Annotated in this window: 25 protein-coding genes; 17 read left to right on the top strand and 8 right to left on the bottom strand. The window is 61.6% G+C overall.

Translation table 11 applies throughout. The annotated features are described in order from the left end of the window. Positions 1-23: 23 nt before the first annotated feature. From ACNFCH_RS08845 to ACNFCH_RS08830, 4 genes are all read left to right on the top strand, one after another. On the top strand, positions 24-1,352 hold the full coding sequence (locus ACNFCH_RS08845; protein ID WP_196165326.1) for a urate hydroxylase PuuD: 1,329 nt from the start codon (positions 24-26) through the stop codon (positions 1,350-1,352). 149 nt (positions 1,353-1,501) lie between these two features. Then, the gene (locus tag ACNFCH_RS08840; protein WP_337157074.1) at positions 1,502-2,854 is read left to right on the top strand and encodes a nucleobase:cation symporter-2 family protein; all 1,353 of its coding nucleotides are present in this window, start codon (positions 1,502-1,504) and stop codon (positions 2,852-2,854) included. 135 nt (positions 2,855-2,989) lie between these two features. After that, positions 2,990-3,775 (top strand): outer membrane protein OmpK, encoded by a 786-nt coding sequence (locus ACNFCH_RS08835; protein WP_043214861.1) that lies wholly within the window; start codon positions 2,990-2,992, stop codon positions 3,773-3,775. Positions 3,776-4,127: 352 nt separating this feature from the next. After that, complete coding sequence (locus ACNFCH_RS08830; protein ID WP_043214863.1) at positions 4,128-4,910, top strand: outer membrane protein OmpK; 783 nt, start codon at positions 4,128-4,130, stop codon at positions 4,908-4,910. An 88-nt stretch (positions 4,911-4,998) separates the two neighbouring features. Here the strand turns inward: ACNFCH_RS08830 and ACNFCH_RS08825 are convergent, their stop codons facing one another. Next, on the bottom strand, positions 4,999-5,292 hold the full coding sequence (locus ACNFCH_RS08825) for a hypothetical protein (RefSeq protein ID WP_337157075.1): 294 nt from the start codon (positions 5,290-5,292) through the stop codon (positions 4,999-5,001). A gap of 151 nt (positions 5,293-5,443) precedes the next feature. On the opposite strand from ACNFCH_RS08825, the gene ACNFCH_RS08820 reads away from it, so the two are divergent. Continuing rightward, positions 5,444-7,390 carry an LTA synthase family protein gene (locus ACNFCH_RS08820; RefSeq protein ID WP_337157076.1) on the top strand — a complete coding sequence of 649 codons (1,947 nt, stop codon included), beginning with the start codon at positions 5,444-5,446 and terminating at the stop codon, positions 7,388-7,390. Here ACNFCH_RS08820 and ACNFCH_RS08815 read toward each other — a convergent pair. Further along, positions 7,380-8,288 (bottom strand): DUF808 domain-containing protein, encoded by a 909-nt coding sequence (locus tag ACNFCH_RS08815; protein ID WP_337157077.1) that lies wholly within the window; start codon positions 8,286-8,288, stop codon positions 7,380-7,382. The two genes, ACNFCH_RS08820 and ACNFCH_RS08815, sit on opposite strands and share 11 nt — an antisense overlap. Before the next feature lie 130 nt (positions 8,289-8,418). On the opposite strand from ACNFCH_RS08815, the gene ACNFCH_RS08810 reads away from it, so the two are divergent. Beyond that, positions 8,419-9,030, top strand: coding sequence for a TetR/AcrR family transcriptional regulator (locus ACNFCH_RS08810; RefSeq protein WP_337157078.1), 612 nt, complete (start codon positions 8,419-8,421; stop codon positions 9,028-9,030). Positions 9,031-9,108: 78 nt separating this feature from the next. Here ACNFCH_RS08810 and ACNFCH_RS08805 read toward each other — a convergent pair whose 3' ends face one another. After that, positions 9,109-9,549 (bottom strand): GlcG/HbpS family heme-binding protein, encoded by a 441-nt coding sequence (locus tag ACNFCH_RS08805; protein ID WP_070092150.1) that lies wholly within the window; start codon positions 9,547-9,549, stop codon positions 9,109-9,111. Between the two features lie 258 nt (positions 9,550-9,807). Between ACNFCH_RS08805 and gcl the strand changes: the two genes are divergently transcribed. From gcl to ACNFCH_RS08765, 8 genes are all read left to right on the top strand, one after another. After that, positions 9,808-11,583, top strand: coding sequence for a glyoxylate carboligase (gcl, locus tag ACNFCH_RS08800; protein ID WP_070092151.1), 1,776 nt, complete (start codon positions 9,808-9,810; stop codon positions 11,581-11,583). A gap of 57 nt (positions 11,584-11,640) precedes the next feature. Beyond that, positions 11,641-12,423, top strand: coding sequence for a hydroxypyruvate isomerase (gene hyi, locus ACNFCH_RS08795; RefSeq protein WP_070576732.1), 783 nt, complete (start codon positions 11,641-11,643; stop codon positions 12,421-12,423). 171 nt (positions 12,424-12,594) lie between these two features. Further along, the gene (locus ACNFCH_RS08790; protein ID WP_070092153.1) at positions 12,595-13,488 is read left to right on the top strand and encodes a 2-hydroxy-3-oxopropionate reductase; all 894 of its coding nucleotides are present in this window, start codon (positions 12,595-12,597) and stop codon (positions 13,486-13,488) included. 245 nt (positions 13,489-13,733) lie between these two features. Beyond that, positions 13,734-15,008: a glycerate kinase type-2 family protein gene (locus tag ACNFCH_RS08785; RefSeq protein WP_196165319.1), complete on the top strand. Its 1,275-nt coding sequence runs from the start codon at positions 13,734-13,736 to the stop codon at positions 15,006-15,008. Beyond that, entirely contained in the window at positions 15,005-16,420 is a 1,416-nt protein-coding gene (gene pyk / locus ACNFCH_RS08780) for a pyruvate kinase (protein WP_196165318.1), read from the top strand. The genes ACNFCH_RS08785 and pyk overlap by 4 nt, the downstream gene beginning before the upstream one ends. Positions 16,421-16,609: 189 nt before the next feature. Next, positions 16,610-17,485: an urea transporter gene (locus tag ACNFCH_RS08775; RefSeq protein ID WP_416742636.1), complete on the top strand. Its 876-nt coding sequence runs from the start codon at positions 16,610-16,612 to the stop codon at positions 17,483-17,485. A 44-nt stretch (positions 17,486-17,529) separates the two neighbouring features. Continuing rightward, the gene (locus ACNFCH_RS08770; RefSeq protein ID WP_337157080.1) at positions 17,530-18,354 is read left to right on the top strand and encodes an ion transporter; all 825 of its coding nucleotides are present in this window, start codon (positions 17,530-17,532) and stop codon (positions 18,352-18,354) included. A gap of 93 nt (positions 18,355-18,447) precedes the next feature. Beyond that, positions 18,448-19,446, top strand: a complete 999-nt coding sequence (locus ACNFCH_RS08765; RefSeq protein ID WP_043215648.1) for a sulfate ABC transporter substrate-binding protein — start codon at positions 18,448-18,450, stop codon at positions 19,444-19,446. A gap of 84 nt (positions 19,447-19,530) precedes the next feature. Here ACNFCH_RS08765 and ACNFCH_RS08760 read toward each other — a convergent pair whose 3' ends face one another. Then, on the bottom strand, positions 19,531-20,460 hold the full coding sequence (locus ACNFCH_RS08760; RefSeq protein WP_416742635.1) for a class I SAM-dependent methyltransferase: 930 nt from the start codon (positions 20,458-20,460) through the stop codon (positions 19,531-19,533). An 83-nt stretch (positions 20,461-20,543) separates the two neighbouring features. Beyond that, entirely contained in the window at positions 20,544-21,443 is a 900-nt protein-coding gene (locus ACNFCH_RS08755) for a DMT family transporter (protein ID WP_416742634.1), read from the bottom strand. Positions 21,444-21,576: 133 nt separating this feature from the next. Between ACNFCH_RS08755 and ACNFCH_RS08750 the strand changes: the two genes are divergently transcribed. From ACNFCH_RS08750 to ACNFCH_RS08740, 3 genes are all read left to right on the top strand, one after another. Next, the gene (locus tag ACNFCH_RS08750) at positions 21,577-22,014 is read left to right on the top strand and encodes an Lrp/AsnC family transcriptional regulator (RefSeq protein WP_337157083.1); all 438 of its coding nucleotides are present in this window, start codon (positions 21,577-21,579) and stop codon (positions 22,012-22,014) included. Between the two features lie 472 nt (positions 22,015-22,486). Further along, positions 22,487-24,022, top strand: coding sequence for an NCS1 family nucleobase:cation symporter-1 (locus ACNFCH_RS08745; protein WP_337157084.1), 1,536 nt, complete (start codon positions 22,487-22,489; stop codon positions 24,020-24,022). Positions 24,023-24,035: 13 nt separating this feature from the next. After that, a complete protein-coding gene (locus tag ACNFCH_RS08740) occupies positions 24,036-24,764 on the top strand; it encodes an aspartate/glutamate racemase family protein (RefSeq protein WP_196165312.1) in 729 nt (242 codons plus the stop codon). Positions 24,765-24,829: 65 nt separating this feature from the next. On the opposite strand, the gene ACNFCH_RS08735 is transcribed toward ACNFCH_RS08740, so the two are convergent. The 3 genes from ACNFCH_RS08735 to ACNFCH_RS08725 form a co-directional block, all read right to left on the bottom strand. Then, positions 24,830-25,075 (bottom strand): hypothetical protein, encoded by a 246-nt coding sequence (locus ACNFCH_RS08735; RefSeq protein WP_337157085.1) that lies wholly within the window; start codon positions 25,073-25,075, stop codon positions 24,830-24,832. A 7-nt stretch (positions 25,076-25,082) separates the two neighbouring features. Continuing rightward, a complete protein-coding gene (locus ACNFCH_RS08730; RefSeq protein WP_337157086.1) occupies positions 25,083-25,535 on the bottom strand; it encodes a hypothetical protein in 453 nt (150 codons plus the stop codon). A 142-nt stretch (positions 25,536-25,677) separates the two neighbouring features. Beyond that, positions 25,678-26,016: an FKBP-type peptidyl-prolyl cis-trans isomerase gene (locus tag ACNFCH_RS08725; protein WP_070092164.1), complete on the bottom strand. Its 339-nt coding sequence runs from the start codon at positions 26,014-26,016 to the stop codon at positions 25,678-25,680. Between the last annotated feature and the right edge of the window lie 39 nt (positions 26,017-26,055).

Genomic DNA, 26,055 nt, shown 5'->3' with positions numbered 1-26,055 from the left:
GTGACCGGCAAGAGGTACATACTGTGGAAGCACACCTTCACGAATGGCTGAACCTGAGCATCCGCTGGGTTCACATGATCACCGGTGTCGCCTGGATCGGTGCATCGTTCTACTTCGTCTGGCTGGAAAACAACCTGAACCGGAGCAATCCGCGCGACGGTTTGTCGGGTGACCTTTGGGCCATCCACGGCGGTGGTATCTACCACCTCGAGAAGTACAAGCTCGCCCCGCCGAAGATGCCCGAGAACCTGCACTGGTTCAAATGGGAAGCCTACTTCACCTGGATGTCCGGTATCGCCCTGCTCTGCGTGGTGTTCTACTGGAACCCGACCCTGTACCTGCTGGCACCTGGCAGCACCCTGAGCGGTGCCGAGGGCGTGGCCATCGGTATCGGCTCGCTGGTGGCCGGCTGGTTCATCTATGACTTCCTGTGCGACTCGCCACTGGGCAAGAAACCCGCCCTGCTGGGTGGCGTGCTGTTCGTTCTGATCATCGCGGCCTGCTTCGGCTTCAGCCTGGTGTTCAGCGGTCGTGGTGCCTACCTGCACACCGGCGCGATCATCGGCACCATCATGGTCGGTAACGTGTTCCGCATCATCATGCCGGCCCAGCGCCAGCTGGTGGCGGCCATCGAGAAGAACGAAACCCCTGACCCGGTCCTGCCGGCCAAGGGCCTGCTGCGTTCGCGCCACAACAACTACTTCACCCTGCCGGTGCTGTTCATCATGATCAGCAACCACTTCCCGAGCACCTACGGCAGCCAGTACAACTGGCTGATCCTGGCCGGGATCGCAGTGGCCGCGGTACTGATCCGTCACTACTTCAACACCCGCCATGACAGCAACAAGTACGCCTGGACCCTGCCTGTCGGCGCCCTGGCGATGATCTGCCTGGCCTATGTGACCGGTCCGAAGCCAATGCCGACCGCACCTGAGCAAGCTGCGGCGAAGGTCGAGTACCAACCGCTGCCGGCGACCGCCATCGGTGGCAAGACCGCTGCCGAGCAACGCGCCGAAGACGCCGCCAAGGCTGCCGAAGCACCTGCCGCACCGGCCGAAGCACCTGCCCAGGCAACCGCCCAGGCCGCTCCGGGTGGTTTCGAGAAAATCCACAACGTCATCCAGGAACGCTGCACCGTGTGCCACTCGGCCAAGCCGACCAGCCCGCTGTTCAGCGCCGCGCCTGCCGGCGTGATGTTCGACACCCCGCAGCAGATCCAGGCCCAGGCCGCGCGCATCCAGGCGCAGGCTGTCGCCAGCCAGATCATGCCGCTGGGCAACATCACCCAGATGACCCAGGAAGAACGCAACATGGTCGGTGCCTGGATCGCCAAAGGCGCTCCGGTCAACTGACGTTGCACGCTGTACCCCACGTCAAGCTGTAAGTAGTACGTAGCTAGCATCGAGCTAGGACGCCAGAGCGGGAACCCCGGGCTTTCGAGCCTGCCACCCTGGCGTCCGACGCTTGGATCCGAGAATAAAAACAAAACTCGAGGTGCTGCATGTCCGAGTCCCGCAAGGCGTACATCCCCGTTGCGCCCCCACGACAGCCTCTGCCCCTGTTCCAACTGATCCTGGTGGGTCTGCAACATGTACTGCTGATGTACGGGGGCGCGATTGCCGTGCCTTTGATCATCGGCCAGGCCGCCGGACTGTCTCGTGAAGAAGTCGCTTTCCTGATCAACGCCGACCTGCTGGTCGCTGGCGTTGCCACCATGGTCCAATCGTTCGGTATCGGTCCCGTCGGCATTCGCATGCCGGTGATGATGGGTGCCAGCTTCGCTGCCGTCGGCAGCATGGTCGCCATGGCCGGTATGCCCGGCGTCGGCCTGCAGGGGATCTTCGGCGCGACCATCGCCGCCGGATTCTTCGGCATGCTGATCGCCCCGTTCATGTCCAAAGTCGTACGGTTCTTCCCCCCACTGGTCACCGGCACCGTCATCACCTCGATCGGCCTGTCGCTGTTCCCGGTCGCGGTCAACTGGGCCGGCGGTGGCCACGAAGCCGAAACCTTCGGCTCGCCGATCTACCTGCTGGTCGCAGGCCTGGTACTGGCGGTCATCCTGCTGATCAACCGCTTCATGCGGGGGTTCTGGGTCAACGTCTCGGTGCTGGTCGGCATGGGTCTGGGCTATGTCCTGGCCGGCTCGATCGGCATGGTGGATCTCTCCGGTCTGTCCGAGGCGCCATGGCTGCAAGTGGTGACACCACTGCACTTCGGCATGCCGACCTTCAGCCTGGCCCCGATCCTGTCCATGTGCCTGGTGGTGGTGATCATCTTCGTCGAGTCCACCGGCATGTTCCTCGCGCTGGGCAAGGTCACCGACCGTGAAGTCACCCCTGGCATGCTGCGTCGTGGCCTGATGTGCGACGCCGGCGCTTCGTTCGTCGCGGGTTTCTTCAACACCTTCACCCACTCCTCCTTCGCCCAGAACATCGGTCTGGTGCAGATGACCGGGGTACGCTGCCGCTACGTCACCATCGTCGCTGGCGCCCTGCTCATCCTGCTCAGCCTGCTGCCGAAGGCGGCCTTCCTGATCGCCTCGATTCCGCCTGCGGTACTGGGCGGCGCGTCCATCGCCATGTTCGGCATGGTCACCGCCACAGGCATCAAGATCCTTCAGGAAGCGGACATCTCCGACCGTCGTAACCAGCTGCTGGTCGCGGTCAGCGTAGGCTTTGGCCTGATCCCAGTGGTCCGTCCGGAGTTCTTCGCGCAGATGCCGCAGTGGATGGAGCCTATCACCCACAGTGGTATCGCCATGGCAACGGTCAGTGCCTTGGTGCTGAACCTGCTGTTCAACATCCTGGGTGGCGCCGAGCGCGCCGTGCATAACGCAGCCCACCAGCATTGAGCCACGGGCGGCAGCCCAGCCGCCCCGCTCTTCCATGCAGTAACCGCAACACCGGTGACCCACGCACGTGGGTCGCAGGGGGCGCGCTTGCGCGTCAAAAAACCACAAACAAGAACAAGAACCGGGAATCTCAACATGAAACGCATCACTTCGTCCCTGTTGCTGGGCAGCAGCCTGCTGGCCACCCTCCCCGCCGTCGCGGGCGACTTGTTGGAGTGGCACGGCGAAAGCCTGACCTACCTGTATGGCAAGGACTTCAAGGTCAACCCAGGCATTCAGCAGACGGTGACGTTCGAACACGCCAACCGCTGGAAGTACGGCGACACCTTCCTGTTCATCGACAAGACCTTCTACAACGGCCAGGCCGATGCCAGCAAAGGTCCTACCACCTACTACGGCGAATTCAGCCCACGCCTGTCGCTGGGCCGGATCTTCGACCGCAACCTCTCGTTCGGCCCGGTCAAGGACGTGCTGATCGCCATGACCTACGAACGCGGTGAAGGTGACAACGAAGCCTACCTGATCGGTCCTGGCTTCGCCCTGAACGTGCCGGGCTTCAACTACTTCAACCTGAACTTCTATGTACGTAACACCGAGGGCAGCCGCCCAGGTGATAACGTCTGGCAGATCACTCCGAACTGGTCCTACACCATCCCCGTGGGTAAATCCGACATCCTCATCGATGGCTACATCGACTGGGTGGTGGACAACGACGAGACCCGCCGTGGCACCTACCACGCCAACCTGCAGTTCAACCCACAGGTCAAATACGACTTGGGCAAGGCGTTGAACTGGGGTGCCAAGCAGCTGTATGTGGGTATCGAATACAGCTACTGGAAGGACAAGTACGGCATCGACAACAGCGGCAACATCGACAGCAACCAGAGCGTCACTAGCGCCTTGGTGAAAGTCCACTTCTAAAAGTTGACTCTAAGTTCAGGTTTTATGCCATAGTTACTCCCGGACGGAGTACTTGAGGCCAGGCGCGCAAGTGGGTAATCTGCGCGCCCCTCGATCAGGGCAGGAAGGATCCTGCCCGCGTTTACTGACCGCTCAGTCAATGAATTAGGGCGGTTGGCCAACGTGTTGCCAGCCTGAAACACCCATTTCATCCGTTCAGAACGTAGTCGAGCAGGATGGTTGTGACCAACCGGAAACGTTGGCGCAGCTCTTGCCAATTAGCTGTGGCCAATCGAAAAAAACTGACTCAAAAGACAAAAAATGCGCCTTAAGAGCGCTGACAACAGATCCACTCAAGGGAGCGACCTGCGCAATGCGTACCATCAACAGCCTGATTCTCGCCGGCGGCCTGCTGGCGTCCGGTGCCAGCTTCGCCGGCGATCTGCTGCAATGGCAGAACAACAGCCTCACCTACCTGTGGGGCAAGAACTTCAAGGTGAACCCTGAAACCCAACAGACCGTCACCTTCGAACACGCCGACGGGTGGAAGTACGGCGACAACTTCATCTTCGTCGACAAGATCTTCTACCAAGGCAAGAAAGACGCCAACAACGGCCCCAACACCTACTACGGCGAGATCAGCCCGCGTCTGTCCTTCGGCAAGATCTTCGACCAGAAGCTCGAGTTCGGCCCGATCAAAGACGTGCTGCTGGCCATGACCTATGAGTTCGGCGAGGGCGACACCGAGTCCTACCTGATCGGCCCCGGCTTCGACCTGGCGATCCCAGGCTTTGACTACTTCCAGCTGAACTTCTACCAGCGCACCACCGACGGCAGCCGTCCCGGTGACAATGTCTGGCAGATTACCCCGGTCTGGTCCTACACCATTCCCGTGGGCTCGTCTGACATCCTCATCGATGGCTTCATGGACTGGGTCGTGGACAACGACGAGAACCGCCGTGGCGACTACCACGCCAACCTGCACTTCAACCCGCAGGTCAAGTACGACTTGGGCAAAGCGCTGAAAGTGGGTGAGAAGCAGTTGTACGTAGGTATCGAGTACGACTACTGGAAGAACAAGTACGGCATCAAAGACAGCGATGGCTTCACCACCGATCAGAACACCATGAGCTTCCTGCTCAAGTACCACTTCTGATGCACTGAAACGAAACAGCGCCCCTTAAAGTGGGCGCTGTTTCGTTTAATCCAGAAACATCATTACCCTCGCAACTTCCCAAGTCGTTCTAGCGATAGGAAGAACTTGTCTTGGAAATCAAGAATACGCTTGCAGGCAATACACCGCCCAGCCCCCACAGCGCTATTTCCACCTGATGATGTTCAAGCACTCTTAGAATATCCAGCACCAGCATTACACTGCTCACCGCCAGCGCCAGACCAAACATCGCACAACACTTCACCAGTGCCTCGACACCAATGCCTCGCTGAAGGAAATGCAAGCCCAGCGCACCCCACGCCAGGACTAGGAACAGATAAAGCGCGAGATGATAGACATCGTACGTCAACACATTACCGAACATGAGAACCTCCCCTTCCTTGCGAAATAAAGAAACGTCTGCGCTATAAAAGCGAAACTTCCTACACCGAGCTACGATTTTTTGACAACTCTTTTGCAAACGCCCTGCTAGCTTAGTTGCCCATCATGCATCCGTAAGCATATAGGCAAATTTCATGCGCGCATCGTTCGCTGCTCCCTGGCGTTTTCTCCTGCTACTTTGCTCACTCTGGTTCGGGATATTCGTGCTGACCCGACTCACACTGCTCATCACGCATCTGGATGAGTTTCAAGGCAACTACTTCTCATTATTTTTCAGTGCCACACTGTATGACGTAAGTTTCCTTGCCTACGCCGCCCTGCCAATGAGCCTGTACCTGGCGCTCGGCCCCACGGCTCTGTGGCGTTCTCGCGCCCATCGCAGCCTGTTGCGCATTGTGCTGGCGGCGAGCCTGTTCCTGATGCTGTTCGTCGCCGTGGCGGAGTGGCTGTTCTGGGACGAGTTCGGCGTGCGCTTCAACTTCATCGCGGTCGATTACCTGGTGTACTCCAAGGAAGTGCTGGACAACATCCGCGAGTCCTATCCAATCCCGACGCTGCTCAGTGGCCTGGCGGTCACTGCCCTGGTGCTCACACTCCTGCTGCAAAAGCCCTTCGCCTGGGCCGTGTCGGGACCGACCAGCGACCTGCGTCAGCGCCTGTTGGGCATTGCCACCGTGGCAGGCCTCTGTGCCGTGTCGGCGCTGGCAATCGACCAGCAGTTTCCCCGTGGGCAGGACGGCAATGCCTACCAGCGTGAACTCGCCAGCAACGGGCCCTATCAGTTCTTTGCCGCCTTCCGAAACAACGAGCTCGACTACACCCAGTTCTATGCCAGCCTCGGCGCAGACGAGGTCGGTGCCCAAATGCACAAGGAACTGGCCGAAGCCAACGCCCGCTTCGACGCAGGCGAGCCTCAAGATATCCGCCGACACATCACGGCCAGCGGCCCACAGCGAACCCCGAACATCATTCTGGTGACGATCGAGAGTTTCAGCGCCAAGTACATGGGCAGCAACGGCGATACTCGCAACCTCACCCCTAACCTCGATGCGCTACGTAGCCAAAGCCTGTACTTCAACAACTTCTACGCTACCGGCACCCGCACCGATCGTGGGCTGGAGGCGATCACCCTGTCGATCCCGCCAACGCCAGGGCGTTCGATCGTCAAACGCATCGGCCGCGAGAGTGGCTATGCCAGCCTCGGCCAGCAATTGTCAGCCATAGGCTACGACGCCGTGTTCGTCTACGGCGGACGCGGCTATTTCGACAACATGAATGCTTTCTTCAGCGGCAACGGCTATCGCATCGTCGACCAGAGTAGCGTCGATGAAAGCGAAATCACCTTCAAGAATGCCTGGGGCATGGCCGACGAAGACCTGTACCGTCAAGCGATCAAACTGGCAGATGTCGATCATGCCAAGCAGGTGCCGTTCTTCCTGCAACTGATGACCACCTCCAATCATCGCCCCTACACCTACCCGGACGGGCGTATCGACATCCCCTCGGGTGAAGGCCGCGATGGTGCGGTGAAGTACACCGACCATGCCATTGCGCAGTTCCTGCGCCAGGTCAGGGACAAGCCCTGGTTCGACAACACGCTGTTCGTCTTCGTCGCCGACCACACCGCCGGCAGCGCTGGCATGGAAGACCTGCCGGTGAGCAACTATCAGATCCCACTGTGGATCTACGCGCCCAAGCTGATCGAACCGCGGGAAACGTCAATGCTGGCCAGCCAGATCGACCTGGCCCCAACGCTGCTTGGCTTGCTCAATGTGAGCTATACCTCGACGTTCTTCGGTCGTGACCTGCTTCGCGGCGACGAACGGCCGCCACGGGTGCTGATCGGCAACTACCAGCACCTGGGGCTGTTCGACGGCAAGGATCTGGCCATTCTCAGCCCCCGAGGCGGTTTACGGGTCCATGAGGATGCGCTGGGCAACAGCCGTGAACGCAAGGTTGGCGATGATAACCCGCTGATCCGACGGGCAATCACGTACTACCAGAGCGCTGCCAATGGCTTCAGCAAAGGCCTGCTGGCCTGGAAGCCGCAGCCGGTCGAAAACATGACCGTCAGCCCCTGACTGCCCGCCAGATCCTGGCCACTACACCGACCACTGCCAGCACCACGGCGCCGGCGATCACGCCGGCCACGCCGTTGAGCAGTCCGCCAGTCAGCGACCCGCCCCGCCCGTTGCTGAACGCCTCGATGGCGTGATGCAGCGGCTCGATGCCGTGCACCAGGATGCCCCCACCGACCAGGAACATGGCCGCGGTGCCGATCACCGACAGGCTTTTCATCATATAGGGTGCGGCCCGCAGGATGCCGTTACCCACTGCGCGGGCCAGGCTGGAGGCCTTGGTGGTCATCCACAAGCCCAGGTCGTCGAGCTTGACGATACCGCCCACCAAGCCATACACCCCGATGGTCATCACCACGGCGATGCCTGACAGCACGACGATCTGCTGGGTCAAGGGCGAGTCGGCGACGATGCCCAGGGTGATGGCGATGATTTCGGCAGAGAGGATGAAGTCGGTGCGCACCGCGCCCTTGATCTTGTCCTTCTCATAGGCCACCAGGTCGATGTTTGGATCGGCCAACGCCTCGTTGCGCGCCTCGTGCTGCGCCTGGTCCTCGTCCTTGCTGTGCAGGAACTTGTGCGCCAGCTTCTCGAAGCCCTCGAAGCACAGGTAGGCACCACCGAGCATCAGCAATGGCGTGACCGCCCAGGGAATGAACGCACTGATCAGTAGCGCCGCCGGCACCAGGATCGCCTTGTTCACCAGCGAGCCCTTGGCCACCGCCCACACCACCGGGATCTCGCGATCGGCGCGCACGCCGGTGACCTGCTGGGCGTTGAGCGCCAGGTCGTCGCCCAGCACCCCCGCGGTCTTCTTCGCCGCGACCTTGGTCATCACCGAGACGTCGTCGAGCACCGTGGCGATGTCGTCGATCAGTACCAGTAGACTGCTTCCTGCCATGTTTGCCTGCATCCCGTGGATTGAGTGGGTGGATTCTAGCCGAAAGAGGCCGCCTTGAGCGCCCGACAAGGCCGGTGCTACCATGCCGAACCCTCTCTTAGAGGTGGCCAGACAAAGGAAGATTCCCGACATGAGCACCATTCGCGAGCGCAACAAGGAACTGATCCTGCGCGCGGCCAGCGAAGAATTCGCCGACAAGGGCTTCGCCGCCACCAAGACCAGCGACATCGCCGCCAAGGCCGGCCTGCCCAAGCCAAACGTCTATTACTATTTCAAATCCAAGGAAAACCTCTATCGCGAGGTCCTTGAAAGCATCATCGCGCCGATCATGCAGGCCTCCACGCCGTTCAACGCCGACGGCGACCCCAAGGAAGTGCTCAGCGGCTACATCCGCTCGAAGATCCGCATCTCCCGCGATCTGCCCCACGCCTCCAAGGTGTTTGCCAGCGAGATCATGCACGGTGCACCGCACCTCTCGCCCAATCAGGTACAGCAGCTCAACGACCAGGCGCGGCACAACATCGAGTGCATCCAGCACTGGATCGAGCGTAAGCAGATCGCCCCGGTCGACCCGCATCACCTGATGTTCAGCATCTGGGCGGCGACGCAGACCTACGCCGACTTCGACTGGCAGATCTCCGTGGTCACCGGCAAGCCCAAGCTGGCCGACAGTGACTATGACGCGGCGGCCGAGACCATCATCCGGCTGGTGCTCAAAGGCTGCGAGCCCGAGACCGCCTGATAGAAAAAGGGCCGCTTCGTACCCTGATCGCCGCACAAGGCCGCAATCAGGGCGCGAAGCGGCCCTTGGATCGAATACTTACGCTGCTACGCCAGCATCGGCCTTCAGCCCCGCCTCCTCGATCGCACTGATCGCGCATTGCTCGTCGATATCCGACGTATCCCCGCTGATCCCTACAGCACCCAGCACCTTGCCTGCCTGATCACGAATCAGCACACCACCGGGCGCCGGCACCACCGGGCTTTCGCCCAGGCCATTGAGCGCGGCGAAGAACGCCGGGCGTTGCTGCGCATCCAGCGCCAGCAGGCGCGAGCCCTTGCCCAGGGCGACAGCCCCCCAGGCCTTGCCCATGGCCACCTGCGGCCGCAGCAGGCTGGCGCCATCCTCGCGCTGCAGTGCCAGCAGGTGCCCGCCAGCGTCCAGTACCGCCACCGTCAAGGGGGCGGCGTTGATCTTGCGACCCGCTGCCAGCGCGGCGTTTACCAGGCTGACGGCGACTTTGAGGGTCAATGCGTTCATGGAAAGGTCCTCTTCTTGTTGTGAGAAGCCCTGAGGGCAGTTGAAAACCGGATAGTGACAATAGAACACAACGGCCATAATTTTTGTATACAATATTTTTAGACTATCGTGCACGATCGGACGAAACGCCGTTTTCACAGGCTTCCCGACGAAAGCCACCCTTGCTGATGAAAATGGATTGACCTAAGGCGCCGAGCGTGAATACACTCTGTCGCAACGCAAGTTGTATACAATTACAAAATCGATGAGGCACAAACCATGAGCAAAATGAGAGCAATCGATGCAGCCGTTCTGGTCATGCGCCGTGAAGGTGTAGATACCGCGTTCGGCATCCCGGGGGCTGCTATCAACCCGCTGTACTCGGCCCTGAAGAAAGTCGGTGGCATCGATCACGTCCTCGCTCGCCACGTCGAAGGCGCTTCCCACATGGCCGAGGGTTACACCCGCGCCAACCCGGGCAACATCGGTGTGTGCATTGGCACCTCCGGCCCTGCCGGTACCGACATGGTGACCGGTCTGTACAGCGCTTCGGCCGACTCCATCCCAATTCTCTGCATCACCGGCCAGGCGCCTCGTGCTCGCCTGCACAAGGAAGACTTCCAAGCCGTTGACATCACCAACATCGTCAAGCCGGTCACCAAGTGGGCCACTACCGTTCTGGAGCCAGGCCAGGTGCCTTACGCCTTCCAGAAGGCCTTCTACGAAATGCGCACTGGCCGTCCAGGCCCTGTGTTGATCGACCTGCCGTTCGACGTGCAGATGGCCGAAATCGAATTCGACATCGACGCCTACGAACCGCTGCCGGTCCACAAGCCATCCGCCAGCCGCGTCCAGGCTGAAAAAGCCCTGGCCATGCTCAACGAAGCCGAGCGTCCGCTGATCGTTTCCGGCGGTGGCGTGATCAACGCCGATGCCAGCGAAAAACTGGTCGAGTTCGCCGAACTGACCGGCGTACCGGTCATCCCGACCCTGATGGGCTGGGGCACCATTCCTGACGACCACCCACAAATGGTCGGCATGGTCGGTCTGCAGACTTCGCACCGCTACGGCAACGCCACCCTGCTCAAGTCCGACCTGGTGTTCGGTATCGGTAACCGCTGGGCCAACCGCCACACCGGTTCCGTCGACGTCTACACCGAAGGCCGCAAGTTCGTTCACGTGGACATCGAGCCGACCCAGATCGGTCGTGTATTCACCCCGGACCTGGGCATCGTTTCCGACGCTGGCGCCGCACTGGATGCCTTCCTGGAAGTGGCCCGCGAGTGGAAAGCCGCCGGCAAGCTCAAGTGCCGTCGCGAGTGGCTGGAAGACTGCCAGCAGCGCAAGTCGAGCCTGCAGCGCAAGACCCACTTCGACAACGTGCCGGTCAAGCCGCAGCGCGTCTACGAAGAAATGAACCAGGTCTTCGGCAAGGACACCTGCTACGTCAGCACCATCGGTCTGTCGCAGATCGCCGGCGCCCAGTTCCTGCACGTGTACAAGCCGCGCCACTGGATCAACTGCGGTCAGGCCGGTCCGCTGGGCTGGACCATCCCGGCTGCCCTGGGTGTGGTCAAGGCGGACCCTTCGCGCAAAGTGGTCGCGCTGTCCGGTGACTACGACTTCCAGTTCATGATCGAAGAGCTGGCGGTAGGCGCCCAGTTCAACCTGCCGTACGTCCACGTGCTGGTGAACAACGCCTACCTGGGTCTGATCCGTCAGGCGCAGCGTGGCTTCGACATGGATTACTGTGTACAACTGGCGTTCGAGAACATCAACGCCACCGAAGCAGGCAGCTACGGCGTCGATCACGTGGCCGTGGTCGAAGGTCTGGGCTGTAAGGCACTGCGCGTGTTCGAACCGGCTGAAATCGCCCCTGCCCTGCTCAAGGCGCAGAAGATGGCCGAAGAGTTCCGCGTACCGGTGGTGGTCGAAGTGATCCTCGAGCGCGTGACCAACATTTCCATGGGTACCGAAATCAACGCGGTCAACGAGTTCGAAGACCTCGCCCTGGTCGGCAACGACGCGCCTACCGCGATCTCGCTGCTGGACTGACCGCCTGACGCCCCCGCGCCGGCTGTGCCGGGGGCCTTCTTCTGCAAGGAGACAACCATGCCTCGCTTCGCTGCCAACCTGTCCATGCTGTTCACCGAGCAGGACTTCCTGGCCCGCTTCAAGGCCGCCGCCGACGCTGGCTTCAGCGGTGTCGAATACCTCTTCCCGTACGACTTCAGCGCCGCCGAGATCAAGCAACAACTCGACGCACACGGCCTGACCCAGGTGCTGTTCAACCTGCCGGCCGGCGACTGGGGCAAAGGCGAGCGCGGCATCGCGTGCAACCCTGAGCGCGTCGAAGAGTTCCGCGCCGGTGTCGACAAGGCCATCGAATACGCCAAGGTACTGGGCAACACCCAGGTCAACTGCCTGGCCGGTATCCGTCCACAAGGCCCGGACTGCGCCACCGTACGCAAGACCTTCGTCGACAACCTCAAGTACGCCGCCGACAAGCTCAAGGCTGCAGGTATCCGCCTGGTCATGGAAATGATCAACACCCGTGACATCCCGGGCTTCTACCTGAACACCACCAAGCAGGCCCTGGAGATCCAGGCCGAAGTCGGCAGCGACAACCTGTTCCTGCAGTACGACATCTACCACATGCAGATCATGGAAGGTGACCTGGCTCGCACCATGGAAGCCAACCTGAAGCTGATCAACCACATCCAGCTGGCCGACAACCCCGGCCGCAACGAACCAGGCACCGGCGAGATCAACTATCGCTTCCTGTTCGAACACCTGGACCGCATCGGTTACCAGGGCTGGGTGGGCGCGGAATACAAACCGCTGACCACCACCGAGGCAGGCCTGGGCTGGTTGAAGACGCACAACGCAATCTAAAAGCTGAGTACAGCCCTGTGGGATGTATCAGGCAGTGTGGAAGCGGGTTCACCCGCGAACACCGGCAAAGCCGGTGCCCTCCACCGAAGTGTCTGCTTCGCGGGTAAACCCCGCGCCCACAGTGACCGCGGCTCACTTGAGATTCCTACAAATACAAAGAGGCACATTGTCATGGCTAAAATCGGTTTCATCGGCACCGGCATCATGGGCAACCCAATGGCCCAGAACCTGCAAAAAGCAGGTCACAGCCTGTTCGTTTCCACTCACCACGACGCCGCTCCGGCCAACCTGGTCGCCGCTGGCGCCGTTGCCCTGGCCAACCCGAAAGAAGTGGCCCAGGAAGCCGAGTTCATTATCGTCATGGTTCCGGACACCCCGCAGGTCGAGTCCGTCCTGTTCGGTGAGAACGGCGTGGCCGAAGGCGCAGGCCCGAACAAGGTCGTGATCGACATGAGCTCGATCTCCCCCACCGCCACCAAAGTCTTCGCCGAGAAGATCAAGGCTACCGGCGCTGCCTACCTGGATGCCCCGGTCTCCGGTGGTGAAGTCGGCGCCAAGGCCGGCACCCTGAGCATCATGGTCGGCGGCTGCCCGAAAGCCTTCGAGCGCGCACTGCCACTGTTCGAAGCCATGGGCAAGAACATCACCCGCGTCGGCGGCAACGGCGACGGCCAGACCGCCAAGGTCGCCAACCAGATCATCGTCGCCCTGAACATCCAGGCCGTCGGCGAAGCCCTGCTGTTCGCTGCCAAGAACGGCGCGGATCCAGCCAAGGTTCGTGAAGCGCTGATGGGTGGCTTCGCCTCCTCGAAGATCCTGGAAGTTCACGCCGAGCGCATGATCAAAGGCACCTTCGACCCAGGCTTCCGCATCAACCTGCACCAGAAGGACCTGAACCTGGCCCTGCAAGGCGCCAAGGAGCTGGGCATCAACCTGCCCAACACCTCCAACGCCCAGCAAGTGTTCAGCACCTGCGTCGCCCTGGGCGGCGGCAACTGGGACCACTCGGCGCTGATCAAAGGCCTGGAGCACATGGCCAACTTCTCGATCCGCGACGACAAGTAAAACCGTTGTAGACCTCTCTGGCCTCCTCGCGGGTAAACCCGCTTCCACAAGGTTCATCGCTGAACCTGAAGGCATCGCAAGCCTGTAGGAGCGGCTTCAGCCGCGAAGAAGCCAACACCTGTGAACCTGCGACCACAGGCTCACGCGGTGTCACCGAGCAACACCCGCCCCTGGTTCGGCCTGCACGGAGGCAGTTCCAGGGGCGTTTTCGATTCTGCAGAACAATAAGATTTTGGGAGCCTGCCATGTCGGTCGATCCACAAAAAATTCTCCGCGAGCTGTTCGACACAGCCATCGCCGCCGCTCACCCCCGCCAGGTCCTGGAACCCCACCTGCCCGCCGACCGCACCGGCCGCGTCATCGTCATCGGTGCCGGCAAGGCTGCCGCGGCCATGGCCGAAGTGGTCGAGAAGAGCTGGAAGGGCGAGGTGTCCGGCCTGGTCGTGACCCGCTACGGTCATGGCGCCAATTGCCAGAAGATCGAGGTGGTCGAAGCCGCCCACCCGGTTCCCGATGCCGCCGGCTTGGCCGTGGCCAAGCGCGTGCTCGAACTGGTCAGCAACCTCACTGAAGACGACCGGGTGATCTTCCTGCTCTCCGGCGGTGGCTCGGCCCTGCTGGCCCTGCCCGCCGAAGGCCTGACCCTGGCCGACAAGCAGCAGATCAACAAAGCCCTGCTCAAGTCCGGCGCCACCATCGGCGAGATGAACTGCGTGCGCAAGCACCTCTCGGCGATCAAGGGCGGCCGCCTGGCCAAGGCCTGCTGGCCTGCCACGGTCTACACCTACGCGATCTCCGACGTACCGGGCGACCTGGCCACGGTCATCGCCTCCGGTCCCACCGTGGCCGACCCGAGCACCTCAGCCGATGCCCTGGCCATCCTCAAGCGCTACAACATCGAAGCGTCCCAGGCAGTCATCGACTGGCTCAACAATCCAGCGTCGGAAACCGTCAAGGCCGATGACCCGGCACTGACGCGCAGCCACTTCAAGCTGATCGCCAAACCTCAGCAGTCCCTGGAGGCAGCAGCGGTCAAGGCACGTCAGGCAGGCTTCAGCCCGCTGATTCTGGGCGATCTTGAAGGCGAATCGCGCGAAGTGGCCAAGGTTCATGCCGGCATCGCCCGTCAGATCGTGCTGCACGGCCAGCCGCTCAAGGCGCCCTGCATCATCCTCTCCGGCGGCGAGACCACCGTCACCGTGCGCGGCAACGGCCGCGGCGGGCGCAACGCCGAGTTCCTGCTGAGCCTCACCGAGAACCTCAAGGGCCTGGCGGGCGTGTACGCCCTGGCCGGTGACACCGACGGAATCGACGGATCCGAAGAAAACGCCGGCGCCATCATGACCCCGGACAGCTATGCCAACGCCGAGGCCCTGGGCCTGTCGGCATCCGACGAGCTGGACAACAACAACGGCTATGGCTACTTCGCCGCACTGGATGCGCTGATCGTCACCGAGCCGACCCGCACCAACGTCAACGACTTCCGTGCCATCCTGATCCTCGAGACCCAGCCATCATGACGCCTGATAAAAAAGTCAAAATCCTCGCGACCCTCGGCCCTGCGATCAAAGGCATCGATGACATTCGCCAGCTGGTCGAGGCCGGGGTGAACATCTTCCGCCTGAACTTCAGCCACGGCGAGCACGCCGACCACGCCCTGCGCTACCAGTGGATCCGCGAAGTCGAGCAGCAGCTGAACTACCCGCTCGGCATCCTCATGGACCTGCAGGGGCCGAAACTGCGCGTTGGCCGCTTCGCCGATGGCAAGATCCAGCTGCAACGCGGCCAGGCCCTGCGCCTGGACCTGGACAAGACCCCAGGCGACGACCGCCGGGTCAACTTGCCGCACCCGGAAATCATCGCCGCGCTGGAGCCAGGCATGGACCTGCTGCTCGACGACGGCAAGCTGCGCCTGCGGGTGACTGCCAAGCACAGCGATGCCATCGACACCGAAGTGCTCGCCGGCGGTGAGCTGTCCGACCGCAAAGGCGTGAACGTGCCCCAGGCCGTGCTCGACCTCAGCCCGCTGACCGAAAAAGACCGCCGCGACCTGGCCTTCGGCCTGGACCTTGGCGTGGACTGGGTCGCCCTGTCGTTCGTCCAGCGTCCTGAGGACATCGTCGAGGCCCGCCAGCTGATCGGCGACCGTGCCTACCTGATGGCCAAGATCGAGAAGCCGTCGGCAGTGGAGCAACTGCAAGCGATCGCCGAGCTGTCCGACGCGATCATGGTCGCCCGTGGCGACCTGGGCGTGGAAGTGCCGGCCGAGAGCGTGCCGCAGATCCAGAAGCGCATCATCAACACCTGCCGCCAGCTCGGCCGTCCGGTGGTGGTGGCCACGCAGATGCTCGAGTCCATGCGCTTCTCCCCTGCCCCGACCCGCGCCGAGGTCACCGACGTGGCCAATGCCGTGGCCGAAGGCACCGACGCCGTCATGCTGTCGGCCGAGACCGCTTCGGGTGAATACCCGCTCGAAGCGGTGCAGATGATGAGCAAGATCATCCGCCAGGTGGAGAACGGCCCGGACTACCAGGCTCAGCTCGATGTCGGCCGTCCCAAGGCCGAAGCCACGGTATCCGATGCCATCAGCTGCGCGATCCGTCGCATCAGCGGCATCCTGCCGGTGGCCGTGCTGGTCAACTACAGCGAGTCGGGTTCCTCGACCCTGCGCGCTGCGCGCGAGCGTCCACGTGCGCCGATCCTCAACCTGACACCGAACCTGGCCACCGCCCGTCGCCTGAGCGTGACCTGGGGCGTGCATTCGGTGGTCAATGATCGTCTGCGTCAGGTCGACGAGATCTGCTCCACGGCCCTGGAGATCGCCCAGGCCCAAGGCATGGCCAGCCGTGGCGACACGCTGCTGATCACCGCCGGTGTGCCTTTCGGTAAGCCAGGGACGACTAATACCCTGCGGATCGAGACGCTGGCCTGATACACCCCGGGGCGCTAAGCGCCCCTTTCGCAGGCTTTGTCAGCTCCCACAGGTACCTGAAGGTGTGCAACCTTGTGGGAGCAGGCGAAACCTGCGATGGAGGGCGCGCCCTCCCCATGACCAACCAACTGGCGGAAAACCCGAGGCCCAAACGAGGCCCACCGCTACCACCCACCTCACTGACTGCCCATGTACACCAAGAATTTCGTCAACCCGTGCCCCGACTGGGCCACGGCCCTGCTCAATGGCTTCAGCCAGGTCCTGCTGCTGCGCAATCCTTTTTGCGGCCTGTGCTGCCTGCTGGCCCTTCTGCTGACCGCCCCGAACCTGGTCGGCGGCGCCTTGCTCGGCGCCCTGGCCGGCCTGCTCACTGCCCAACGCCGCGGTTACGAACGTACCGACCGCCAGGCTGGGCTGTACAGCTACAACGGTGTGCTGATCGGTATCCTGATCGCCGCCCTGCTGCCTTGGTCGGCCATCGTGCCGCCGCTGATCATCGCCGCCGGCGGTCTTTCCAGCATCCTCACGCACCAATGGCGCAAGCGCGGCGGCAAACTGCTCATCGCCTATACCGCCCCCTTCGTGCTGCTGGGCTGGGGCGCCCTGCTGCTGTCAGAACCGATGCCCGCCTTGTACACCGAGGCCAACCCGCTGTACGCCCTGCTGCGTGGCGTAGGCCAGATCTTCCTGCTGGACAATCCGTTGGCCGGCCTGCTGATCGTCATCGGCATGCTCGTGGCCAATCCTTATGCCGCGCTCTGGGCTTTGCTGGGCTCGGCCATCGGCGGCGGTGTCGCGCTGCTGGCGGGCGAAGCCCAAGCGGCCTGGATGGGATTGTTCGGTTTCAACGCCGCGCTCGCCGCCCTGGCTTTCAGCCGTCAGGGCGAGCGCCCGTGGGTAACCCTGCTGGCCATTGCCCTGGCCTTGCTGCTGCAACCTGTGTTCAACCTGATGCCGATCGCTGGTCTCACCGCCCCCTTCGTCACCGCCTGCTGGCTGATGCATGTGGGCAGCCATCTGCTGCAACTGAACCAACGCCGCAACGCCGATCGCTTGCACAGCTAAAACACAGCCCCTAGGCTCTGCCCATCGCACAATGGAACGAGCCCATGGAAAACCCTGCGAGCCTGCGCGAGCGGCTCTACGTCATCGTCTTCCAGACCGACACCGTCGCCGGCCGGCGCTTCGACAAGATCCTGCTCTTGATCATCCTCGCCAGCCTGGTGACGGTGATCCTCGATAGCATCGACGAGGTCCACCAGGGCTATGCCGGCCTGCTGGCCATGATCGAGTGGGGCTTCACGGCGATCTTCCTGGTGGAATACCTGGCCCGGCTGTACTGCTCGCCCAAGCCTCTGCGCTATGCCTTCAGTTTCTACGGGTTGGTCGATCTGCTGGCGATCGTGCCGGGGATCATCGCCCTGTACTACAGCGACGCCCAGTACCTGCTGATCGTGCGGGTCATCCGGATGCTGCGGATCTTCCGCGTGCTCAAGCTCAGCCCCTACCTCAAGCAGGCCCATTACCTGCTGGCGGCATTGCAGGGCAGCAAGCAGAAGATCATCGTCTTTCTGGTGAGCGTCTCCACGCTGGTAACGGTGTTCGGCACCCTGATGTATGTGGTCGAAGGCCCTGAGCATGGCTTCACCAGCATCCCCAAAGGCATCTACTGGGCCATCGTTACCCTCACCACCGTGGGTTTTGGCGACATCGTGCCCAAGACCCCTCTGGGCCAGGTACTGTCGTCGCTGGTGATGATCACCGGTTACTCGATCATCGCGGTGCCTACCGGCATCTTCACCGCCGAACTGGCCAATGCCTTGCGCGGCGAACAGCTGCAACACGACTGCCCCACCTGTCGCAAGAACACCCATGAACATGGCGCCGCGTTCTGCTCACGCTGCGGCAATGCGTTGTTCCCGAAAAACGAATAAGCAAAGAGCCATTTGGTCTTTAGGCGCTCAAGAACCAAAGGTTATAGTCGCTGGCAAATTGCCAAATATTTGAACCAGAACAAGGATTGCTTCGTGAAAAAGCTCTTCACCGCCTCGCTGCTCGCCGCAGGACTCGCCCTGGGCAACTTGGCCCAGGCCGCTCCGACCCTGCTGAACGTGTCCTATGACGTTATGCGCGACTTCTACAAGGACTACAACCAGGCGTTCCAGAAGCATTGGGAAGCCGAGCACAACGAAAAGGTCAATGTGCAGATGTCCTTCGGCGGTTCGAGCAAACAGGCCCGGGCGGTGATCGATGGCCTGCCGGCCGACGTCATCACCATGAACATGGCGACCGACATCAATGCTCTGGCCGACAACGGCAAGCTGGTCCCGGACAACTGGGTTTCGCGCCTGCCGAACAACAGCGCGCCCTTCACCTCGGCCACCGTGTTCATCGTGCGCAAGGGCAACCCCAAGGCCCTGAAGGACTGGCCAGACCTGCTCAAGGACGGCGTGCAGGTGATCGTACCCAACCCCAAGACCTCGGGTAACGGCCGCTACACCTACCTCTCCGCCTGGGGCTATGTGCTCAAGCAGGGCGGCGACGAAGCCAAGGCCCGCGACTTCGTCGGCAAGCTGTTCAAGCAGGCGCCGGTGCTCGATACCGGTGGCCGCGCCGCCACCACGACCTTCATGACCAACCAGATCGGCGATGTGCTGGTGACCTTCGAGAACGAGGCCGAGATGATCGCCCGCGAGTTCGGCCGCGACCAGTTCGAAGTGGTCTACCCGAGCGTGTCGGCCGAGGCCGAACCACCGGTGAGCGTGGTCGACAAGGTGGTCGAGCGCAAGAAGTCCCGCGCCGTGGCCGAGGAATACCTCAAGTACCTGTGGTCGCCGGCGGCCCAGGAAATCGCTGCGCAAAACTACCTGCGCCCGCGTGATGCGACCGTATTGGCCAAGTACACCGACCGTTTCCCGAAAGTCGACTTCCTGTCGGTGGAGAAGACCTTCGGTGACTGGCGCACCGTGCAGAAGACCCACTTCAACGACGGTGGCGTGTTCGACCAGATCTACACCAGCAATTAACTGAAAAGGGGGCTTCGAGCCCCCTCTTTCATGCCGTGCACAGGTTCTCCCGCTGTACCCGCGAAAGGACCGGCGCGGCGTGCTTCAGGCCTGCTGACGGAACACCAGCGCCTTCAGCCCACCTTGCGGGTCCGCATCCGGAAACTCCGGCGGGTTTTCCAGCCGCTCGACGAATGCCAGCCCCGGCGCATGCTCAGCCATGCCCTCGATCAGAAAGCCTGGCCCGATGCCTGGGTCGTTGACACAGGCCAGCACCGTTCCCCCTTCCGTCAACAATTCTGGCAAGCGTCGCAGGATCTTGGCGTAGTCCTGGGTCAGTACGAAACTGCCTTTCTGGAAAGTGGGCGGGTCGATGATGATCAGGTCATAGGGCCCGTACTTGCGCACCTTACCCCAGGATTTGAACAACTCATGGCCCAGGTACGCGACGCGGGATGGGTCATGGTCATTGAGCCGATGGTTCTCCCGCCCCCGGGACAATGCGGCCTTGGCCATGTCCAGGTTGACCACCTGCTGCGCACCGCCAGCGATCGCCGCCACCGAGAACCCACAGGTGTAGGCGAACAGGTTGAGCACCCGCTTGCCGGTGGCCTGCTCGCGTACCCAACGACGCCCGTAGCGCATGTCGAGGAACAACCCGTTGTTCTGGCGTACCCCCAGGTCAAGCAGGTACTTGAGGCCATCTTCCACCACCTCGCGTTGCTGGCAAGGCTCGCCGAGCAGCCATTGACCGGGGCTGTCGGGCAGGTAACGGTGCTGGATGAGGATGGCCTGGCCGGCCCACTGTGGGCGCTCAACGAGGTTGCGCAGCATCGCTTCCAGTTCGGCCAACTGACCCTCGGGCGGCTCGCGGAACAGCGCCACCAGCAGCACACCGTCCAGCCAGTCGACCGTGATCTGCTCAAGCCCCGGCCAGCAGCGGCCACGGCCATGGAACAGGCGACGGGTCTCTTGCGGGGCGGGGTCGAGGGCGGCGAGCAGGTGCTGCTCGAGGGTCTGAATCGGCGAGGTCATGATCGGGTCGCAAGCAAAAAAGAATGCATTTTACCTAGGGTCTGTACGAAATGTATTCGCGCGAAGGCCAGACAAGGTGCCAATCACTGCCCTTTCACCGCGATCCTGGCCGAGCGGAACCACCACCCCTGCTGCATCCCTGCTGCCGCCAGCAGGATCGTCGCTACGCCCAGCCACTGCAGCGGCGCCAGTCGATGGTCGAAGGCGATCCAGTCGACCAGGATCGCCGCAATGGGGTAGATGAACGACAGCGCCCCCGTCAGAGCGGTAGGCAGGCGCTGGATAGCGCTGTACAGCAGCACATACATCACGCCAGTGTGCACGACCCCCAAGGTCAGCAGGCTAGCCAGCGTCGGCGTCTCGCCTGGCAGCCCCTCGCCGCCCACCCATGGCGCCAGCAGCAGAATGCCGGTGGTCACCTGAACCAGCGCAATCACGTGCGGTGGCGTACCGCTCAGGCGCTTGATGATCAGCGCCGCCACGGCATAAAGGAAGGCTGCGCCCAAGGCCAGGACGATGCCCAACAGGTACTCGCCTGCCCCGCCCTGGCCATTACCATGGGCACTGACGATGGCCAGCATGCCGAGGAAGGCCAGGCTCAGCCAGGTCATCTTGGGTAAGGTGATCTTTTCCCCCAAGAACAATGCCGCCAGCCCCACCAGCATGAACGGCTGCACGTTGTAGACCGCCGTGCCAATGGCGATGGAGGCCTTGGAGTACGAGGCGAACAGCAGCACCCAGTTGCCCACGATGGCCATGCCACTGGCCACCGCCAGCAAAAAGGTCGTGCGCGTCAGCACCCCGGGTTTGAGAAAGCCCATGGCAGCGCAGATCAGCAACAAGGTGACGGCGCCGAACACACAGCGCCAGAACACCACGTCCAGCACCGGTTGTCCGGATACCAGCACGAACCAACCGATGGTCCCGGAAATCAGCATGGCGGCGATCATTTCCAGCGAGCCACGTCGCAACGAATTGTCCATCTCACACCTCCTGTCGAACATGGCCACAGTATGCCCAGCGGCCTCGCGTGCCATCCAGCGGATAAAAAAGGCGATTTCGTCTCTGCGCCTTTACTATCAAGGCATAAAACACAAAACACCTAACGAGGCACCCATGACCGACGCCATCGACCAACTGCTGATCAATGCACTGATGGAAGACTCCCGCCGCTCGCTCAAGGCCCTGGCCCAAGTCAGCGGCCTGTCCGCGCCCAGTGTCAGCGAACGCCTGCGGCGCCTGGAGGAGCGCGGTGTGCTGCGCGGCTATACCGTCGACGTGGACCCGCGCAGCTTCGGCTACCAATTGCAGGCCATCGTGCGGATCCGCCCATTGCCGGGCCAGTTGCAGGAAGTGGAGCGGCAGATCATTGCCATTCCCGAGTTCACCGAATGCGACAAGGTCACCGGCGAAGACTGTTTCATCGCCCGCCTGCATGTGAGGTCGATGGAGCAACTGGACACGCTGCTCGATCGCATCAACGTATTGGCGGAAACCAACACCGCGATCATCAAGAAAACTCCAGTAAAACGCCGACTGCCGCCCATGGCCTGAATGGGCTCTATAGCAGAATCATTATTGACATTTAGCAACAACTAATTTGTACACAAGAATGTCACTTATGGTGCCATTTTTGTGTGCACTTTTGTCCGTCATCGACCCACTTCCCTACACACTTCCCATCTATAAATTTGACCAACTGATCAACTAATAGCACCCACAAAAAATAAAACCTGTTCATTTGGTCAACATATATTTCGCTCATTTCATTGACTTAACATTCAATAGGTTAAGTTGCAAAAGGCCATGTTCTGAAAGTTGCGTAAGGCCTGGCATGGAAGTCGCTTTCATGTGCTCATGTTTTGTATACAACCAAAGCAAAACATACATACAAGAACTCGCAGCGCCTGCCGTCCCCATCAGGCCGTTGCGCCCAGAACCCAGTGATGCCAACGCTGCACCGACGAGATGGCGAGCCCGTGCGCTGCCCGCTCATCGCAGTCCACGCGCATCAGGAGCCTGTCGAATGAGTACCAGCCTCAACCTAGCCCCTGAATTATCCGTTGCCAGCACCGCTTCCCCCTCCCTTCCATTAAACGGCCATTCGCCAGACCTTGAACTCAGCCCTCGCCTGCACAACCGCGACCTCGCCCCCACCCGTATCGAGGGCCGCCGTTGGGGCCGCTACAGCATCTTCGCGCTGTGGACCAATGACGTGCACAACATCGCCAACTATTCCTTCGCCATGGGGCTGTTCGCCCTGGGCCTGGGCGGCTGGCAGATTCTGCTGTCCCTCGCGATCGGCGCGGCGCTGGTGTACTTCTTCATGAACCTGTCCGGCTACATGGGACAGAAAACCGGCGTGCCGTTCCCAGTGATCAGCCGCATCGCCTTCGGCATCCACGGCGCGCAGATACCGGCGCTGATTCGAGCGGTGATCGCCATCGCCTGGTTCGGTATCCAGACCTACCTGGCGTCGGTGGTGCTGCGCGTATTGCTCACCGCCGTCTGGCCACAGCTGGCCGCCTATGACCACAACAGCCTGCTCGGCCTGTCGAGCCTGGGCTGGGTGTGCTTCGTGGCGATCTGGCTGGTGCAATTGGTGATCCTTGCCTACGGCATGGAGATGGTACGGCGCTACGAAGCCTTCGCAGGCCCAGTGATTCTGCTGACCGTGGCGAGCCTGGCCGGGTGGATGTACTTCCAGGCCGATGCCCGCATTGCCTGGTCGGTGGCCGAACCGCTGACTGGCTACGAGATGTGGCGCAACATCTTTGCCGGCGGTGCGCTGTGGCTGGCCATCTACGGCACCCTGGTCTTGAACTTCTGCGACTTCGCCCGTTCCTCGCCATGCCGCAAGACCATCCGTGTGGGCAACTTCTGGGGCTTGCCGGTCAACATCCTGGTGTTCGCCACCATCACCGCAGTGCTGTGCGGCGCGCAGTTCCAGATCAACGGCCAGGTGATCGACAGCCCCACCCAGATCGTCGCGTCCATCCCCAGCACCCTCTTCCTGGTACTGGGCTGTCTGGCCTTTTTGATCGTCACCGTCGCGGTGAACATCATGGCCAACTTCGTCGCCCCGGCGTTCGTGCTCAGCAACCTTGCGCCACGCCACCTGAACTTCCGCCGCGCCGGCTTGATCAGCGCCACCCTGGCAGTGCTGATCCTGCCCTGGAACCTCTACAACAGCCCACTGGTGATCGTGTACTTCCTGTCGGGCCTGGGCGCCCTGCTCGGCCCACTGTATGGCGTGATCATGGCGGACTACTGGCTGCTGCGAAAAGGCCAGGTCAACGTGCCGGAACTCTATAGCGAAAACCCCGCGGGGGCCTACTTCTATACCCGCGGCATCAACCTGCGCGCCGTCGCCGCCTTCCTGCCGGCAGCGCTGCTGGCCATCGTGCTGGCCCTGGTACCGAACTTCCACAGCGTCGCGCCGTTCTCCTGGCTGATCGGTGCCGGCACCGCAGCCACCCTCTACCTGCTGGTCGCCCCGCGCAACCGCCAGTACCTCGACGTCAGCGGTGAAGCCATCGCCGTCGACCACAGCAGCCATTGATAGGGAAATCCCCATGCGTATCCTGATTGCCAACGTCAACACCACCACCGCCATCACCGACGCCATCGCCGAACAGGCACGCAGCGTGGCGTCCCCTGGCACCGAAATCATCGGCCTCACGCCGTGGTTCGGCGCGGAGTCCGTGGAAGGCAACTTCGAGAGCTATCTTGCCGCCATCGCCGTGATGGACCGGGTGCTGAACTTCGATCAACCCTACGATGCGGTAATCCAGGCCGGCTATGGCGAGCATGGCCGCGAAGGCCTGCAGGAGCTGCTCGATGTGCCAGTGGTGGACATCACCGACGCCGCCGCCAGTACCGCGATGTACCTGGGCCACAAGTACTCGGTGGTGACCACGCTGGACCGCACCGTGCCGCTGATCGAGGACCGCCTCAAACTCTCGGGCCTGTACGATCGCTGTGCCTCGGTCCGCGCCAGCGGCCTTGCAGTGCTCGACCTGGAGGCTGATCCGCAGCGCGCCGTGCAAGCGATCGTCGAGCAGGCCGAACGCGCCGTGCGTGAAGACAAGGCAGAGGTGATCTGCCTGGGGTGTGGCGGCATGGCCGGGCTCGATGAACAGATCCGTCAACGTACCGGGGTGCCGGTAGTGGATGGGGTCAGTGCAGCGGTGAGCATCGCCGAATCGCTGGTAAGGCTGGGCTTGAGCACCTCGAAAGTACGTACCTATGCGACACCGCGGGCGAAGAAAGTGGTGGGTTGGCCGATGATGTTCGGACGTTAAGGCTTCGCTGTGTCGCCGTCGTCGCTTCCACAGCAGATGTGAAAGCGACGACGGCGCCGGCATCCTCACCTTCCGTGCACAGATCGATCACGGCGCAAGAAGAGACACACCCCCATGACCATCGCAAACGCCTTCCACGGCATGACGTCAATGCCATGAAACGTCTCGAGATGCATGTAGAGAATGCTGCCCAGCCCACCCATGAACAAGGCGACGCCCAGCCATTTGCGCAACCCGGGCGCTTTCATACATCGGTCGATGAAGAATGCCGCCATGAACATCAATACGAATTGAAATGGATCTTCATACATAGGGGGCTCAATGCTTGAAGATCATTGAAATGGACGAGTGCTGAGGACCGATACCACCGTGAATGCTGGCATCAATACTGATCAATATGTCGCCTGCGTGATAGCGCAGCAAACGTTCAGCGACAAAAGCGGGGGCACCTACTTTGGCTGCCACAGCGATCCGCGAACGTGGCAATGGGCCAGGGATCAACCCAGTTAACGTGCACCGCCGATCATTGAGCGCGCCACATAGTTCGCGGTTGATCGGCTGTGAAATCGCCACTTTCATCAGGCAAGAGCGTCCCCTTGCCTGCATACGGTCAAAGAGTTTTATTGTTTTTTCGATGATGCGATTGTTGATTTGCCGTGCCACGTCGAAGTAAAGCATCTCGATCTGAGAACGTCGTTTCACCTCAAACTCCAGAATGTCGAAGACCACATCCCGATAGCCGATCACTCGATAGCTGTTCTTGAATTGCATGCACCTACCCTTGCGTTCAAAGTCATCGCTGGAACGCAGAAGGTGCCTTGCCAGTGGCGCGAGCAATACCCGTCGTTTCGTTGTTTACCGCATGATTTTTCCAAGCCTGCAATGAGGCGAATTTGCGTAAGACGCAGATGACTCAGTCATCGCGTGTCAGCACCTCCAGCAACTCGATTTCGAACGTCAGGTCGGAATGGGGCGGGATAGACCCTACGTTGCGTTCGCCATACCCCAGGTGCGCCGGCACCATCAGCTTGCGCTTGCCACCAACGCGCATGCCCATCAGGCCCTGGTCCCAGCCTTTGATGACACGACCGGTTCCGATCACACACTGGAACGGCTTGCCTCGCGACCAGGAAGAGTCGAATTCGCTGCCATCGGCCAGCCAGCCGGTGTACTGGGTGGTGATCAGCGCGCCCTTGACCACGGCCTTGCCGTCGCCTTCCTGAATATCGATGATTTGCAGTTCGCTGCTCATGGCGTATTCCTCGAAGCGGATTTCGTGGCCGCCCTTTTC

Source organism: Pseudomonas sp. NY15354 (genome assembly GCF_048068075.1).
Classification (GTDB): domain Bacteria; phylum Pseudomonadota; class Gammaproteobacteria; order Pseudomonadales; family Pseudomonadaceae; genus Aquipseudomonas; species Aquipseudomonas guariconensis_C.
This window is presented reverse-complemented; position numbering and strand designations above follow the sequence as displayed.

What these genes read in the sequence shown, in the direction of transcription:
- ACNFCH_RS08840 (WP_337157074.1), top strand. Translation starts at nt 1,502, where the DNA reads ATGTCCGAGTCCCGCAAGGCGTACATCCCCGTTGCGCCCCCACGACAG.
- ACNFCH_RS08835 (WP_043214861.1), top strand. Translation starts at nt 2,990, where the DNA reads ATGAAACGCATCACTTCGTCCCTGTTGCTGGGCAGCAGCCTGCTGGCC.
- ACNFCH_RS08830 (WP_043214863.1), top strand. Translation starts at nt 4,128, where the DNA reads ATGCGTACCATCAACAGCCTGATTCTCGCCGGCGGCCTGCTGGCGTCC.
- ACNFCH_RS08825 (WP_337157075.1), bottom strand. Translation starts at nt 5,292, where the DNA reads ATGTTCGGTAATGTGTTGACGTACGATGTCTATCATCTCGCGCTTTAT.
- ACNFCH_RS08820 (WP_337157076.1), top strand. Translation starts at nt 5,444, where the DNA reads ATGCGCGCATCGTTCGCTGCTCCCTGGCGTTTTCTCCTGCTACTTTGC.
- ACNFCH_RS08815 (WP_337157077.1), bottom strand. Translation starts at nt 8,288, where the DNA reads ATGGCAGGAAGCAGTCTACTGGTACTGATCGACGACATCGCCACGGTG.
- ACNFCH_RS08810 (WP_337157078.1), top strand. Translation starts at nt 8,419, where the DNA reads ATGAGCACCATTCGCGAGCGCAACAAGGAACTGATCCTGCGCGCGGCC.
- ACNFCH_RS08805 (WP_070092150.1), bottom strand. Translation starts at nt 9,549, where the DNA reads ATGAACGCATTGACCCTCAAAGTCGCCGTCAGCCTGGTAAACGCCGCG.
- gcl (WP_070092151.1), top strand. Translation starts at nt 9,808, where the DNA reads ATGAGCAAAATGAGAGCAATCGATGCAGCCGTTCTGGTCATGCGCCGT.
- hyi (WP_070576732.1), top strand. Translation starts at nt 11,641, where the DNA reads ATGCCTCGCTTCGCTGCCAACCTGTCCATGCTGTTCACCGAGCAGGAC.
- ACNFCH_RS08790 (WP_070092153.1), top strand. Translation starts at nt 12,595, where the DNA reads ATGGCTAAAATCGGTTTCATCGGCACCGGCATCATGGGCAACCCAATG.
- ACNFCH_RS08785 (WP_196165319.1), top strand. Translation starts at nt 13,734, where the DNA reads ATGTCGGTCGATCCACAAAAAATTCTCCGCGAGCTGTTCGACACAGCC.
- pyk (WP_196165318.1), top strand. Translation starts at nt 15,005, where the DNA reads ATGACGCCTGATAAAAAAGTCAAAATCCTCGCGACCCTCGGCCCTGCG.
- ACNFCH_RS08775 (WP_416742636.1), top strand. Translation starts at nt 16,610, where the DNA reads ATGTACACCAAGAATTTCGTCAACCCGTGCCCCGACTGGGCCACGGCC.
- ACNFCH_RS08770 (WP_337157080.1), top strand. Translation starts at nt 17,530, where the DNA reads ATGGAAAACCCTGCGAGCCTGCGCGAGCGGCTCTACGTCATCGTCTTC.
- ACNFCH_RS08760 (WP_416742635.1), bottom strand. Translation starts at nt 20,460, where the DNA reads ATGACCTCGCCGATTCAGACCCTCGAGCAGCACCTGCTCGCCGCCCTC.
- ACNFCH_RS08755 (WP_416742634.1), bottom strand. Translation starts at nt 21,443, where the DNA reads ATGGACAATTCGTTGCGACGTGGCTCGCTGGAAATGATCGCCGCCATG.
- ACNFCH_RS08750 (WP_337157083.1), top strand. Translation starts at nt 21,577, where the DNA reads ATGACCGACGCCATCGACCAACTGCTGATCAATGCACTGATGGAAGAC.
- ACNFCH_RS08745 (WP_337157084.1), top strand. Translation starts at nt 22,487, where the DNA reads ATGAGTACCAGCCTCAACCTAGCCCCTGAATTATCCGTTGCCAGCACC.
- ACNFCH_RS08740 (WP_196165312.1), top strand. Translation starts at nt 24,036, where the DNA reads ATGCGTATCCTGATTGCCAACGTCAACACCACCACCGCCATCACCGAC.
- ACNFCH_RS08735 (WP_337157085.1), bottom strand. Translation starts at nt 25,075, where the DNA reads ATGTATGAAGATCCATTTCAATTCGTATTGATGTTCATGGCGGCATTC.
- ACNFCH_RS08730 (WP_337157086.1), bottom strand. Translation starts at nt 25,535, where the DNA reads ATGCAATTCAAGAACAGCTATCGAGTGATCGGCTATCGGGATGTGGTC.
- ACNFCH_RS08725 (WP_070092164.1), bottom strand. Translation starts at nt 26,016, where the DNA reads ATGAGCAGCGAACTGCAAATCATCGATATTCAGGAAGGCGACGGCAAG.